The organism is Lentzea sp. NPDC051838 (assembly GCF_040681245.1).
Taxonomy (GTDB): domain Bacteria; phylum Actinomycetota; class Actinomycetes; order Mycobacteriales; family Pseudonocardiaceae; genus Lentzea.
This window is the reverse complement of sequence record NZ_JBFAYI010000007.1, coordinates 138,918-151,265: the sequence shown is the minus strand read 5'-3', so window position 1 is coordinate 151,265 and position 12,348 is coordinate 138,918. Positions and strand designations below refer to the sequence as shown.

Below are 12,348 nucleotides of genomic sequence, written 5' to 3'. Positions count from 1 at the left end.
TCCTGAGCTTTACCATCTCGCACTGTGGAGAGGTCGGTTTCGAACGTGATGGGTGGACTGCTCGAGCAGCGCTACCGGGTGGACTCCGTGCTCGCGCGCGGTGGCATGTCCACCGTCTATCGAGGTCGCGACACCCGCCTCGATCGCGATGTGGCCATCAAGGTGATGGATCCGCACCTGACGGCGGACCCTGCTTTCGTCGCGCGCTTCGAACGCGAGGCACGCGCGGCAGCTCAGTTGCATCACCCGGCCGTGGTGTCCGTGCACGACCAGGGCGTCGACGGTGACCAGGTGTACCTGGTGATGGAGCTGATCGACGGCGGCAACCTCCGTGACCTGCTGAATCAGCGCGGCAAGCTCCCTCCGGCCGTGGCGTTGAGCGTCCTGGGGCCTGTGCTGTCCGCGTTGGGCGCCGCCCACCGCGCCGGACTGGTGCACCGCGACGTGAAGCCGGAGAACGTGCTGATCGGGCCGGGTGGCCAGGTCAAGGTGGCGGACTTCGGCCTGGCTCGCGCGATCGGCGGGAACGGCGTCACGAGCGACAGCGAGATCCTCGGAACTGTGGCCTACCTCTCACCCGAACAGGTGGAGACGGGCTCCGCGGACGCGCGCAGTGACGTCTACGCGGCCGGAATCGTGCTCTACGAGATGCTGGCCGGTCAGGCGCCGTACCGCGGCGAGACGCCCATCTCGGTGGCCTACCAGCACGTCAACAACGACGTCCCGTCGATTCCCGAGATCCCGCTGGCGCTCGACACGCTGGTCCGCAAGGCGACGCGGCGCGACCCGTCGCTGCGTCCGCTCAACGCCGACGCGTTCCTCTCGGAGCTCGAGCGGGTGGGGTCCGAGCTGGGCCTCACGCCGCAGCCGGTGCCCGTTCCCGGCTCCGCGCCCGAGAACGACAAGACGATGGTCATGCGACCGGTTCCGGTCGCGGTCGGCGCCACTCCCCCGTCGATCGCCGAGGCGACCCGGCCGGTGCAGCCGCTCCAGCCGGCCATGACGACGATCAACACGGGCCCGCCGACGCCGCCGCCGGGTCTCGCCGGCACGCGCACGATGCAGCGTCCCGAGCAGCCACGACGCCGCCCACCGCAGGCGCGCGCGAAGAAGCCGAAGATCGACCCGGTCGAGGCGGAGCGCAAGCGGCGCAAGAAGCTCTTCATCATCTGGGGCTCCGTGGTCGGCGTGCTCGTGCTGATCGTCGGCCTGTTCTCCTGGTACCTCGGCGCGGGCCGCTGGACCGCCGTTCCCGCGGTGGTCGGGCAGACGGAGGCGAACGCGTCGCAGCTGGTGAGAGCTGCGGACCTCACCGCTCTGGTCGACAAGGTGCCGTCGGACGACGTGCCGAACGGCCAGGTCATCAGCACCGACCCCGCCGGGGGCACGGAGCTGCGCAAGAACGACAAGGTGAAGATCGTCGTCTCGCGGGGCAAGCCCGTGGTGCCGTTCGTCAACGTCGGCGTCGAGGTCGAGGCCGCGACGAAGGAGATCGAGTCCGCGGGCCTGAAGGCCGTCAAGGACCCGACGAAGGACGCGTTCCACGACACCGTGCCGATCGGCAAGGTCGTGGCGCTGGACCCGCGTCCCGGTACCGCGGTGAAGATCGACAGCCCGGTGACCCTCGTGCTCAGCAAGGGTCCCGCGCCACGCCGGCCGGTGCCGAACGTGCAGGGCAAGACGAAGGACGAGGCGTTCGCGGAGCTGCAGCGCGCCGGTCTGGAGCCGGTCGAGGCGACCGGTCAGGACGCGGCCAACGGCGACGACGCGCGCGTGGTCCGCACCGATCCGCCCGCGGGCACGGTGCTGGAGGGAACGGCGAACAAGCGCGTCACCGTGTTCTTCCAGGACAACTCGGAGGTCGAGGTGCCGGACGTGACCAGGCAGAAGGTCCGGGACGCGAAGAGGGAGCTCGAGGAGCGCGGCTTCAAGGTGAAGGTCGAGCTCAACCGGAGCAACAGCGCGACCGTCTTCAACCAGAACCCGCAACCGGGCAGCAAGGTCCGGCGCGGCACGGAGATCACGATCTTCGGTCTCTGACCAGGAACAAGACAAGGGCCCCGCGTTCTCGACGCGGGGCCCTTCGTTCTTCAGCTCGTCTTCAGGAAACCTACGAGCGCAGCATCTCGGCGACGAGGAACGCGAGCTCGAGCGACTGCTGCGTGTTCAGGCGCGGGTCGCACGCCGTCTCGTAGCGGCCGGCGAGGTCGTCGTCGGAGATCTCCTGCGCGCCGCCCAGGCACTCGGTGACGTCCTCACCCGTGAGCTCGATGTGGATGCCGCCTGGGTGCGTGCCGAGCCTGCGGTGCACCTCGAAGAAGCCCTGGACCTCGTCGACGATGCGGTCGAAGTGGCGGGTCTTGTAGCCGGTGCTCGACTCGTGCGTGTTGCCGTGCATCGGGTCGCACTGCCAGATGACCTTGTGGCCGCTCGCCTCGACCTTCTCGATGATGGCGGGCAGCACGTCGCGGACCTTCTGGTTGCCCATGCGCGAGATCAGCGTCAGGCGGCCGGGCGTGTTGTGCGGGTCGAGGCGCTCGACGTACTCGACGGCCATCTCGGGCGACGTCGTGGGGCCGATCTTGAGGCCGATCGGGTTCGCGAGCATCTCCGCGAACGCGATGTGCGCGCCGTCGAGCTGACGGGTGCGCTCACCGATCCACACGAAGTGCGACGACAGGTCGTACAGCTTCGGCTGCTCGCCCGTGGTGTCCAGACGCAGCAGCGCGCGCTCGTAGTCCAGCAGCAACGCCTCGTGCGAGGCGAAGATCTCCGTGCCGTGCAACGACTGGTCGGTGACACCGCACGCCGACATGAACTTCAGACCGCGGTCGATCTCGCTGGCCAGGGCCTCGTAGCGCTCGCCGGCGGGCGAGGTGCGCACGAAGTCGCGGTTCCAGTCGTGCACGCGGTGCAGGTCGGCGAGACCCGCGCCGGTGAGGGCGCGCAGCAGGTTCATGGCCGCGCCGGCGTTCGCGTAGGCGCGGATCATGCGACCGGGGTCGGCGACACGGGCTTCGGGCGTCGCGACCAGGGAGTTGATGATGTCGCCGCGGTAGGACGGCAGGCCGAGCGCGTCGATGCCCGACGAGCGCGGCTTGGCGTACTGGCCGGCGATGCGGCCGACCTTCACCACGGGAAGGCTCGCGCCGTAGGTCAGCACCACGGCCATCTGCAGCAGGGTCCGGATGTTCGCGCGGATGTGCGGCTCGGTGTTGTCAGCGAACGTCTCCGCGCAGTCACCGCCCTGCAGAAGAAATGCCTCACCGTTCGCGACCTGCGCCAGTTGCGTGTGCAGCCGGTCGATCTCGGCGGGCACGGTGATCGGCGGCACGCTCTCGAGCACGGTCCGCACGCGACGCACCTGTTCGGCGTCGGGCCATTCGGGCTGCTGGGCGGCCGGGCGCGACAGGGCGTCGTCCAGGCGCTTGCGCATCTCGGGAGGCAGCGGCGGAAGCTCGGGAAGCGTGTCGATGGGCACGTCCACGGTCCAGTTCACGCTGCTCATCCTAGTTGTCCCACACTGAGAGACCAGGCCGGGCCTGTCAGCGGTTCCAGGGTGTGGTTATGGGCGTCATTCGATGGTGTACAGGCGAGTGAAGTCTGTTACTTGTCAACTAACGCCCTCTGCCCTATTGAGATGCCGCACTGCATGATGTGGCCATGGACGCCACCCGATTGGATGACGGCACCGCGACCCGGCTGCTGGCCATCGCGATCGACAACATCCAGCGCGATCACCCGGTGCACTGGTCGCACGTCATCGACGGCGACGACCGGCTGATACCGCAGCGGGTGCTGCATCCCGTGTTCGCCGGGTCGTTCGACTGGCACTCGTGCGTGCACCAGACGTGGCTCGCCGTCCGGCTGCTGCGGCTGCGCCCCTCGCTGCCCGGCGCCGACCTCGCCCGTGACGCTCTCGACAAGCTGATCACGCACGAGAACTGCGCGGTCGAGGCCTCGTTCTTCGCGTCGTCCGCGGGCCGCCACTGGGAGCGGCCGTACGGGTGGGCGTGGCTGCTGCTGCTCGACGCGGAACTGCGCACCTCCGGCCTGCCGTGGTCCGTCGCGCCGATCGCCGACGTCCTGCGCGACCGCTGGCTCGAGTGGATCTCCGCGGCACGCCTGCCGGTGCGCACCGGCACGCACGGCAACACCGCGTTCGCGACCGGGCTGGTGTTCGACGCGGCTCAGGTGAACGGCGACTTCGAGCTGGCGTCGGCGTGCATCGACGCGGCCCTGCGATGGCACCGGGACGAGGTCGCGTACGGCGGGTTCGAGCCGGACGCCGCCGACTTCCTCTCCCCCGCGCTGACGACGGCCGACCTGATGCGCCGCGCCCTCGACACCCCGGAGTTCGGCGCCTGGTTCGACGCCTACCTGCCGGAGCTCGACACAGAACGGTGGCGCGCGCTCCGCGAACCCTTCCCGGTCGACGACCCCAGCGACCCCTACGGCTCGCACCTCGCCGGGCTCGCGCTGTCCCGCGCCTGGAACTGGGAAGCCATCGCCGACTCGCTGCCGACCGGCCACCGCTACGCCTCACTGGCCCGCACCGCCGCCGCCGCGCACCGCGAGGCCGGGTGGACCTACGTCTTCGGCGGCCACGGCTACATGGCCGACCACTGGCTCGGCACCTTCGCCGCCTACCTCGACGTCAAAGCCTTCTGACCAGCACAAATACCCCCTTATGCAAAAGACGTTTGCGGACGTCCGCAAACGTCTTTTGCATAACTGATATATCGGATATTGGTTAGAAGGGCTTACGGGGTGGTGGCGAGGCCCGCGCGGCGGATCAAGGTGAGGGCGATTCCGGTCGCTGCCGCGTGCACCGAGGCCGCGTGGGTGCGGGGGTCGAACCGGGTGGTCGGGCCCGCGACGCTGACCGCGGCGACGACGGCGCCGTCGTGGCCGAGCACCGGGGAGGCCACGCAGGCGAGGCCGATCCGGGACTCCTCGAACTCGTAGGCCACGCCGGTCTCGCGGATGGCGGTGAGCTGGCGGCGGAGTCGGCCGGGTGTGACGACGGTGCGCGGCGTGCGGCGGTCCAGCGGAGCGGCGAGCACCTCGGCCCGCACCGGAGAAGGTGCGTGGGCGAGCAGGGCCTTGCCGATGGCGGTGGCGTGCAGCGGCATGCGTCCGCCGAGCCGGGACGGGGACGACGCCTGGCGGTGGCCGCCGATCTTGGCGGCGTAGACGACCTCGTGGCCTTCGAGGAGTCCGAGGTGGACGGTCTCGTGGGTGCGTTCGTAGAGGTCTTCCAAGAACGGGGTGGAGACCTCGACCAGGCGGCGTTCGACCGACGCCCGGATGCCCAGCTGGAACAGGTGGCCGCCCAGGCGGTAGCCGCGCGGGGTGCGGTCGAGCAGCCGGGTGTCGGTGAGCTCGCCCAGCAGGCGGTGCAGTGTCGACTTCGACAGGCCAGTGCGCCTGCCCAGTTCGGCGAAACCGAGCTCGTCGTCGTCCGGGCCGAAGGCGTTGAGCACCGACATCACCTTGCCCAGCAGGGTGTTCGGCACGTCGGTCATCACCCGATGGTGCCACGGAGTTCCGCTCACCAGAACTTTTCGGTGCCGGTGAGGCGACGGGCGCGGCCACGATGTCGGCATGGACAACGTCAGCACGGCAGCGGCGCGGCTCGCCACCGCGACCCGGGATCGCGTGCCCTGTGCGCCGGTTCGGGATCTCATCGGCGACGACGAGGCGTACGCGGTGCAGCAGCACAACATCGCGGCTCGGCTCGCGGAGGGCGCGACCGCGGTCGGACGCAAGATCGGCCTCACGTCGGAGGCGGTCCAGCGTCAGCTCGGCGTCGGCCAGCCGGACTTCGGGGTGCTGCTGGACGACATGGCCTACAAGGACGGCGACGTGCTGCCCACGGGAAGGCTGCTGCAGCCGCGGGTCGAGGCGGAGGTGGCGTTCGTGCTGAAGGCGGACCTCGCCACCGGGCCGTTCGACGAGGACGTCGTCGCCGGCGCGGTCGGGTACGTGCTGGCCTCGCTGGAGATCGTGGACAGCCGGATCGCGGGCTGGGACATCACGTTCGCCGACACGGTCGCGGACAACGCCTCGGCAGGACTGTTCGTGCTCGGCACCGAGCAGGTCACCGACGTCGTGCCGCGCGAGGTGTCGATGGTGCTCAAGGTCAACGGCGTCGAACGCTCCACCGGTACCGGCGCCGCCTGCCTGGGCGACCCGCTCAGCGCGCTCGCCTGGCTCGCCACCACCGCCGCGAACCTCGGAGATCCGTTGCGGGCGGGCGACGTCGTGCTCAGCGGCGCGCTCGGCCCGGTCGTGCCAGTGCGGGCGGGCGACCACGTCGAGGCCGTGTTCACCGGGCTCGGATCGGTCTCGGCGTCGTTCGGGGAGGAGGCCCAGTGAATGCTCCGGTGAAGGTCGCGGTGATCGGTTCCGGGAACATCGGCACCGACCTCGTCATCAAGGTGCTCAAGCGGTCCACCGCGCTGGAAGTCGCGGCGCTGGTCGGCATCGACCCCGCGTCGGACGGTCTCGCCAAGGCCCGAAAGCTCGGCGTCGCGACGACAGCGGACGGCATCGACGGGCTCATCGCCATGCCCGGCTTCGACGACATCGAGATCGTCTTCGACGCCACCTCCGCCAGAGCGCACGAGAAGCACGCGGAGATCCTTGCCGCGCATGGCAAACGGGTCATCGACCTCACTCCGGCCGCGATCGGGCCGATGGTCGTGCCGACGGTGAACCTGCGCGAGCACCTCGACGCGCCGAACCTCAACATGGTCACGTGCGGTGGCCAGGCCACGATCCCGATCGTCGCCGCCATCGGGAAGATCACGCCCGTGCCGTACGCGGAGATCGTCGCGTCGATCGCGTCCCGCTCAGCAGGACCGGGCACGCGCGCGAACATCGACGAGTTCACCGAGACGACCTCGCACGCCATCGCCGCGGTCGGTGGCGCGGCCAGGGGCAAGGCCGTCATCGTGCTGAACCCCGCCGACCCGCCGATCACCATGCGCGACACCGTGCTCGCCCTGGTCGACGCGGCGAACCCCGAGACACACCAACGGATCCGTGCCTCCGTCGAGCAGATGGTCGCCGAGGTCGCCACGTACGTCCCCGGCTACCGACTCAAACAACAGGTGCAGATCAACCCGGTCGACCAGCCTCACACGCTCACCGAAACCCCGGTCACCCACCAGGTCACGGTGCTGCTGGAGGTCGAAGGCGCGGCGGACTACCTCCCGGCGTACGCGGGCAACTTGGACATCATGACCAGTGCGGCTCTCAGGGTCGCCGAGACGATGGCGGCGGCATGAGGATCTACCTGCAGGACGTGACGATCAGGGACGGCATGCACGCCCTGCGCCACAAGATCACTCCGGCGAAGGTCGCCGAGATCGCGCGAGCGCTGGACGCCGCCGGTGTCGATGCCGTCGAGGTCTCGCACGGCGACGGACTCAGCGGCGGATCACTCGTCTACGGACCCGGCAGCCACACCGACTGGGAGTGGATCGCCGCAGCGGCAGAAGCGTTGACGCAAGCCAAACCCACGACGCTGTTGCTACCGGGCATCGGCACTCTCCACGACCTCAAGCGCGCACACAGCCTCGGCGTCACGTCCGTACGCATCGCCACGCACTGCACCGAGGCCGACATCGCGGCACAGCACATCGCCGGCGCGCGCGACCTGGGCATGGACGTGTCGGGGTTCCTGATGATGAGTCACCTCGCCGAACCACAGGAACTCGCACGGCAGGCGAAGCTGATGGAGTCCTACGGTGCGCACTGCGTATACGTGACGGACTCCGGCGGCCGTCTGCTGCCCGACGACGTTCGCGACCGCGTGCGGGCCTATCGCGAGTTACTGGATGTAACTACTGAGATAGGTATTCACGCTCATGAGAACCTCTCACTGGCCGTCGCGAACTCGATCGCAGCCGTGGAAGAGGGTGTAACGAGAGTTGATGCCTCTCTCGCCGGTCTCGGAGCAGGCGCCGGTAACTGCCCCATCGAACCGTTGGTGGCTGTCGCGAACATCAGAGGCTGGCAGCACGACGCAGACCTGTTCGCACTCCAGGACGCCGCCGACGACCTGGTCCGTCCGCTGATGGACCGCCCGGTCCGAGTCGACCGCGAGAGCCTGACCCTCGGCTACGCGGGCGTCTACGGCTCGTTCCTGCGCCACGCCGACATAGCCGCCCAACGCACCGGCGCCGACGTCCGCGACCTCCTGCTGGAAGCCGGACGCCGGCGCCTGGTGGGCGGTCAGGAGGACATGCTCACCGACATCGCCTTGGATCTCACGCGTTAGAGGTTCAAACACCCGAGAATCAAACAACTGCGAATCAAACAACTGCGAAAGTGGTGCCGATGCCCATGCCGGTGATCCACTCCGGCACGGGCTCGTAGCTCGTCCACACCAGCGGCAGCCCCACGGCGACCTGCCCGATCAGCCAGCACCGGACCTCGTGCCCGCCACTGCCCGCGTGCGCCTCCAACGCCTCGTGCCCCACCGAAGCGATCTCCTCGGCCGCACCGACCGACAGCCGGTCGAGGAACCATCCGTCCCACACGGCGTTGACGCGCGCGTCGGGGTTGCCGCCCATCTCCCGCACGCGAGGCTCCCGGGCCGCAGCGAACTCCCGCGCATAAGAGCGCCCGCGGATCAACGACTCGCGCCGCTCCCCCACCACCGAGGGATCGCGCGGGTCGTTGGACGGCAACCAGTGCGACAGCCCGCCACTCGCGACCACCAGCACCCGCCCGGGAAACACCGAAGAACGCAACGAAGCCCCGAGCGCGCGCCCCAACTCCACGCAGCGGCCCAAAGACGGCAACGGCGGCGCGGCCGTGTTCACCACCAGCGGCACCAACGGCAGGGAAGTCCCGCCGGTGATCATCTCGTAGCTCTGCACGATCCCGTGGTCCACAGTCAGCGAATACGACAACGACACGTCGAACCCCGCGTCGGCCAACCCGCCGTGCACCGACCAGGCAAGCGTTTGCGCCACCAGCAGAGGCCCGGAGCTGCTGCCGAAGTCCCCGAACCCGACGGCTTCCTCGACACCGAGCACGAACGGCGGCATCACGTCGTAGAAGTTGGCGTGGAAGTGGTCCGGCCCGATGGCCACGATCGCGTCCGGCGCCAGCGCCTCCACCGCGCGCCGCACCCGATCCGCGTCGCGCAGGAACACCGCGCCTGGCCCGTCGGATCCGTCCGGCGGCAGCAGCGTCGCGAACGGGCTGTGGGACATACCGGCGAAACCGATGATCTCCGCCATCAGGACGGGTCCTTTCCGTGCAGCAGCCAGGTGCGGTGCGTGTCGAGGAACTCCGAAACCTTCTCCCACTGCGGCCAATGCCCCGCGTCGTCGATGACGTGCAGACGCGCGTCCGGCAGCCAGGACAGCAACATGTCGGCCTCGTCCAGCCCACCCGTCGGGTCATGGCTGGTCCACAACAACAATGTCGGCGCCGCGACCTTGCCCACCCACGCCGGATCCCACGCGAAGTCCTTGCGCACCACCGGATCCTGCAGCACCAGCGTGTTCGTGATCGCCTGCACGAAACCAGGCCGCGAGTACACCTGCCGCCGCAGGTTCACCAGCTCGTCGGTGACCATCTCCTTGTGGTGGAACAGGAACTCGACCCGCCGCCGCACGGTCTCCTCGCTCGGGTCGAGCACCGCGGCCATCGTGCTGTCGCGCATCCGTCGCATGACTTCGGGTTTGTTCGCGATGTTGCCGGGCGTGTTCAGCACCAGCCGATCGACGCGCGCAGGAAAGTGCGCCGCAACCCACGCCACCACCCAGCCACCGAGCGACTCACCAGACAGGTGCGCCGACGAGACACCCAACGCGTCCAGCAGCCCGACGAGGTGCTCGGACAGCACGTCGATCGTGTACGGCAGGTCCGGCAGCGAGGACCAGCCGTGGCCGATCATGTCGTAGGCGGTGACGTGGAAGTCCTCCGCCAGCCCGGCGATGTCCCGCGCGTACGCCTCCAGATGGCCGCCGGTCCCGTGCAGCAGCACGAGCTCCGGACCGGCACCCGCCTGCAGCACCCTGGTCCGCACCACGTGGCCGCGCACGGGGACGTCGACGTGCCGCACTGTGTGGTCCACAGGCGACAGTTCGCCCCAGATGCTGACGTGCTCGGGAATCATTGCCCCTCCCCTGGTGTGTCGAAACGGGCGCGAGCCTCGGCGAACGACGCGAGCCCCGCGCTCTGCCTGCGGGCGAGCCCGAACAGCGCGAGCAGCCGGGAGTTCTCGATGGTCAGGAACTCGACCGGGTGCTCGGACGAGTCGTTGTAGTGCCGGTGCCAGGTCCACGGCGGCGTGTAGACGAACGAGCCGGTAGTCCACGAGACCCACTCGAACGCGTTCGGCTCGGCGTTCTGGATCTCGCTGTGCCCGTCGCCGGAGATCACGAAGTGCACCGTCTCGTGGTAGTGCCGTTGCATGTCGGAGCTCTCGCCCGGCGGGATCACCTGCCGGAACAGCTCGAACGTCGACGTCGGCAGCTTGCCCGCGATGCGCAGCGTCGTCGGGTTCGGCACCGCGCCCGGCGGGATCGTCTCCAGCTCGTCGTCGTGCACGACCAGCGGACGCCCGCCGTCGGGCCGCACCGCGTGCGTGAGCGCCCCGAGGAAGTCGGTCATGGCGAAGTCGGGTCCGGAAGTGGCCAACGCGATTTCCCTTTCACACTGCGAATTCGGTACGCCCACCATCAACGGTGAGCACGGTGCCGTTCACATAAGAAGCCTGTGCGGAAGCCAGAAACGCCACCGCCGCAGCGATCTCGGACGGATCCGCGGCGCGCAGAGCCGGAATGTCCGCGAGATCGTCCGCGGCCGCCGCGTCGAGATCCACGCCCGCCGCCTCGGCCCTGCGACGCAACACTTCCAGCCGCCGAGGAGTCAACGTGGCGCCTGGAGCCACGCAGTTCACCGTGACCCCATCCGCCGCGTACTGCCGCGAAACGAGCTTCATCGCCGACGTCACCGCCGCGCGCAGCACCGTGGACGACGCGAGCCCGGGCTGCGGCTGACGAACGGCGGTCGACGTGATCACCACGGCCCGGCCGAACCCGCGCCGCGCCATCGCGGGCAAAGCGGTGTGCAGCAACGCGAGCGGCCCGAGCAGCAACAGGTCGAGGTCGCGGTGCCACTGCGCGTCCGTCACCTCGAAGATCCCGCCGGGCGACGGCCCGCCCGCGTTCACGACCAGCACGTCGAGCGAACCGAACCGGTCACCGACGTGGGTCACGACCGTCGCGGCCTCGCGGGCGTCGGCGAGGTCGCAGACGATGTGGTCGGCCCCCAAAGCCGAAGCAGTCTCCTTCAACGTGACCTCGGTGCGTCCGGCCAGCACGACGCGATGCCCGCTCTCGACGAGCGCGGCGGCCGTCGCCGCTCCGATGCCGCCGGCGCCGCCCCCGACGAGCGCGACCCGCGTGGTGTTTGCGTACATGGGCTCCTACAGTCGTCGCATGCGAGAGGCGGACCAAGGATGAGTCCCAGTGGCCGGGACTCGCAGGCAACCGAGCCGAGCGGTTCACTCGAACGCGCGGCGGCGATCCTCGACGCGTTCGACGTGACGCACCGCGAGCTGGGCCTCGCCGAACTGGTGCGCCGGTCCGGTCTGCCGCGCTCGACGGTGCACCGCACGGCGGCGCGGATGATCGAGCTCGGCTGGCTCGACAAACCGGGCGACCGCTACCGGATCAGCACCGGCCTGTTCAAGCTCGCGGGCCTGGTGCCGGTGCGGCACGAGCTGCGCGAGGCCGTGCTGCCGTTCCTGCAGGACCTCTACGCCGCCGCCAAGGTCACCGTCCAGCTCGGCGTGCTCGACGGCACCCGCGTGCTGGTCGTGGAGAAGATCACCGGGCACCGGCCGATGCCGATGCTGGAGCAGGTCGGCGGCATGATCCCGGCCCACTGCTCGGGTCTGGGCCGCGCGATCCTCGCCTACTCCGACACGTCCACAGTGGACACCGTGATCGCCGCGGGCATGGAACGCCGCACGCCTCGCACCATCACGAGCCCGATGGCGTTGCGCCGTGAGCTCGTCGCGATCCCCGACCGCGGCTGGGCCTACGACAGGGAGGAGGGCAACGTCGGCGTCAGCTGCGTCGCGGCACCGATCTTCGGCGCGAGCGGTGAGGTCGTCGCGGCGTTGTCGGTGACAGGCCCGAACGCGGCGGTGCGCCCGGAACGGATCGGTCCCGCCGTGCGGATGGCGGCCGCGGCAGCGAGCCGGGCCTACTCGACCCGCCGCTGGGAGTCCCACTAGCCGGGACTCCCGGTTGGCTCCGCTCGTGGGAGCGCTCCAGAGTGTGGTCCGTCACATCCTCACCCAGGAGGACC

The 12,348-nt window shown here is 69.5% G+C and carries 12 protein-coding genes; 6 read left to right on the top strand and 6 right to left on the bottom strand.

Going from position 1 to position 12,348, the window contains the following annotated elements:
- The first annotated feature begins 24 nt into the window (after positions 1-24).
- On the top strand, positions 25-2,040 hold the full coding sequence (pknB, locus tag AB0M24_RS18845; RefSeq protein ID WP_363768756.1) for a Stk1 family PASTA domain-containing Ser/Thr kinase: 2,016 nt from the start codon (positions 25-27) through the stop codon (positions 2,038-2,040).
- A 70-nt stretch (positions 2,041-2,110) separates the two neighbouring features.
- Here the strand turns inward: pknB and AB0M24_RS18840 are convergent, their stop codons facing one another.
- The gene (locus tag AB0M24_RS18840) at positions 2,111-3,499 is read right to left on the bottom strand and encodes a class II 3-deoxy-7-phosphoheptulonate synthase (protein ID WP_363768753.1); all 1,389 of its coding nucleotides are present in this window, start codon (positions 3,497-3,499) and stop codon (positions 2,111-2,113) included.
- A gap of 164 nt (positions 3,500-3,663) precedes the next feature.
- Between AB0M24_RS18840 and AB0M24_RS18835 the strand changes: the two genes are divergently transcribed.
- Positions 3,664-4,671: a DUF2891 domain-containing protein gene (locus tag AB0M24_RS18835; RefSeq protein ID WP_363768750.1), complete on the top strand. Its 1,008-nt coding sequence runs from the start codon at positions 3,664-3,666 to the stop codon at positions 4,669-4,671.
- Positions 4,672-4,763: 92 nt separating this feature from the next.
- Here the strand turns inward: AB0M24_RS18835 and AB0M24_RS18830 are convergent, their stop codons facing one another.
- A complete protein-coding gene (locus tag AB0M24_RS18830) occupies positions 4,764-5,528 on the bottom strand; it encodes an IclR family transcriptional regulator (protein WP_363768746.1) in 765 nt (254 codons plus the stop codon).
- A 79-nt stretch (positions 5,529-5,607) separates the two neighbouring features.
- Here AB0M24_RS18830 and AB0M24_RS18825 point away from each other — a divergent pair, with 79 nt between their 5' ends.
- The 3 genes from AB0M24_RS18825 to dmpG are packed head-to-tail and all read left to right on the top strand — an operon-like array spanning position 5,608 to position 8,290.
- The gene (locus AB0M24_RS18825) at positions 5,608-6,381 is read left to right on the top strand and encodes a fumarylacetoacetate hydrolase family protein (protein WP_363768743.1); all 774 of its coding nucleotides are present in this window, start codon (positions 5,608-5,610) and stop codon (positions 6,379-6,381) included.
- Positions 6,378-7,295 carry an acetaldehyde dehydrogenase (acetylating) gene (locus AB0M24_RS18820; RefSeq protein WP_363768740.1) on the top strand — a complete coding sequence of 306 codons (918 nt, stop codon included), beginning with the start codon at positions 6,378-6,380 and terminating at the stop codon, positions 7,293-7,295. Before AB0M24_RS18825 ends, AB0M24_RS18820 begins: the two co-directional genes overlap by 4 nt.
- Positions 7,292-8,290, top strand: a complete 999-nt coding sequence (dmpG, locus tag AB0M24_RS18815; RefSeq protein ID WP_363768737.1) for a 4-hydroxy-2-oxovalerate aldolase — start codon at positions 7,292-7,294, stop codon at positions 8,288-8,290. The genes AB0M24_RS18820 and dmpG overlap by 4 nt, the downstream gene beginning before the upstream one ends.
- Before the next feature lie 34 nt (positions 8,291-8,324).
- Here dmpG and AB0M24_RS18810 read toward each other — a convergent pair whose 3' ends face one another.
- Genes AB0M24_RS18810 through AB0M24_RS18795 form a run of 4 tightly spaced genes read right to left on the bottom strand, consistent with a single transcriptional unit; the run spans position 8,325 to position 11,452 of the window.
- Positions 8,325-9,260 (bottom strand): 2,3-dihydroxyphenylpropionate 1,2-dioxygenase, encoded by a 936-nt coding sequence (locus AB0M24_RS18810; RefSeq protein ID WP_363768734.1) that lies wholly within the window; start codon positions 9,258-9,260, stop codon positions 8,325-8,327.
- The gene (locus AB0M24_RS18805) at positions 9,260-10,144 is read right to left on the bottom strand and encodes an alpha/beta hydrolase (protein WP_363768731.1); all 885 of its coding nucleotides are present in this window, start codon (positions 10,142-10,144) and stop codon (positions 9,260-9,262) included. The genes AB0M24_RS18810 and AB0M24_RS18805 overlap by 1 nt, the downstream gene beginning before the upstream one ends.
- Complete coding sequence (locus AB0M24_RS18800; protein WP_363768728.1) at positions 10,141-10,668, bottom strand: cupin domain-containing protein; 528 nt, start codon at positions 10,666-10,668, stop codon at positions 10,141-10,143. Before AB0M24_RS18800 ends, AB0M24_RS18805 begins: the two co-directional genes overlap by 4 nt.
- Positions 10,669-10,681: 13 nt before the next feature.
- Positions 10,682-11,452 (bottom strand): SDR family oxidoreductase, encoded by a 771-nt coding sequence (locus AB0M24_RS18795; protein ID WP_363768725.1) that lies wholly within the window; start codon positions 11,450-11,452, stop codon positions 10,682-10,684.
- A 39-nt stretch (positions 11,453-11,491) separates the two neighbouring features.
- On the opposite strand from AB0M24_RS18795, the gene AB0M24_RS18790 reads away from it, so the two are divergent.
- Entirely contained in the window at positions 11,492-12,274 is a 783-nt protein-coding gene (locus tag AB0M24_RS18790; RefSeq protein ID WP_363768722.1) for an IclR family transcriptional regulator, read from the top strand.
- Positions 12,275-12,348 lie beyond the last annotated feature (74 nt).

Coding starts and splice junctions, on each gene's coding strand:
- AB0M24_RS18835 (WP_363768750.1), top strand. CDS start 3,664: ATGGACGCCACCCGATTGGATGACGGCACCGCGACCCGGCTGCTGGCC.
- AB0M24_RS18830 (WP_363768746.1), bottom strand. CDS start 5,528: ATGACCGACGTGCCGAACACCCTGCTGGGCAAGGTGATGTCGGTGCTC.
- AB0M24_RS18825 (WP_363768743.1), top strand. CDS start 5,608: ATGGACAACGTCAGCACGGCAGCGGCGCGGCTCGCCACCGCGACCCGG.
- dmpG (WP_363768737.1), top strand. CDS start 7,292: ATGAGGATCTACCTGCAGGACGTGACGATCAGGGACGGCATGCACGCC.
- AB0M24_RS18810 (WP_363768734.1), bottom strand. CDS start 9,260: ATGGCGGAGATCATCGGTTTCGCCGGTATGTCCCACAGCCCGTTCGCG.
- AB0M24_RS18805 (WP_363768731.1), bottom strand. CDS start 10,144: ATGATTCCCGAGCACGTCAGCATCTGGGGCGAACTGTCGCCTGTGGAC.
- AB0M24_RS18795 (WP_363768725.1), bottom strand. CDS start 11,452: ATGTACGCAAACACCACGCGGGTCGCGCTCGTCGGGGGCGGCGCCGGC.
- AB0M24_RS18790 (WP_363768722.1), top strand. CDS start 11,492: ATGAGTCCCAGTGGCCGGGACTCGCAGGCAACCGAGCCGAGCGGTTCA.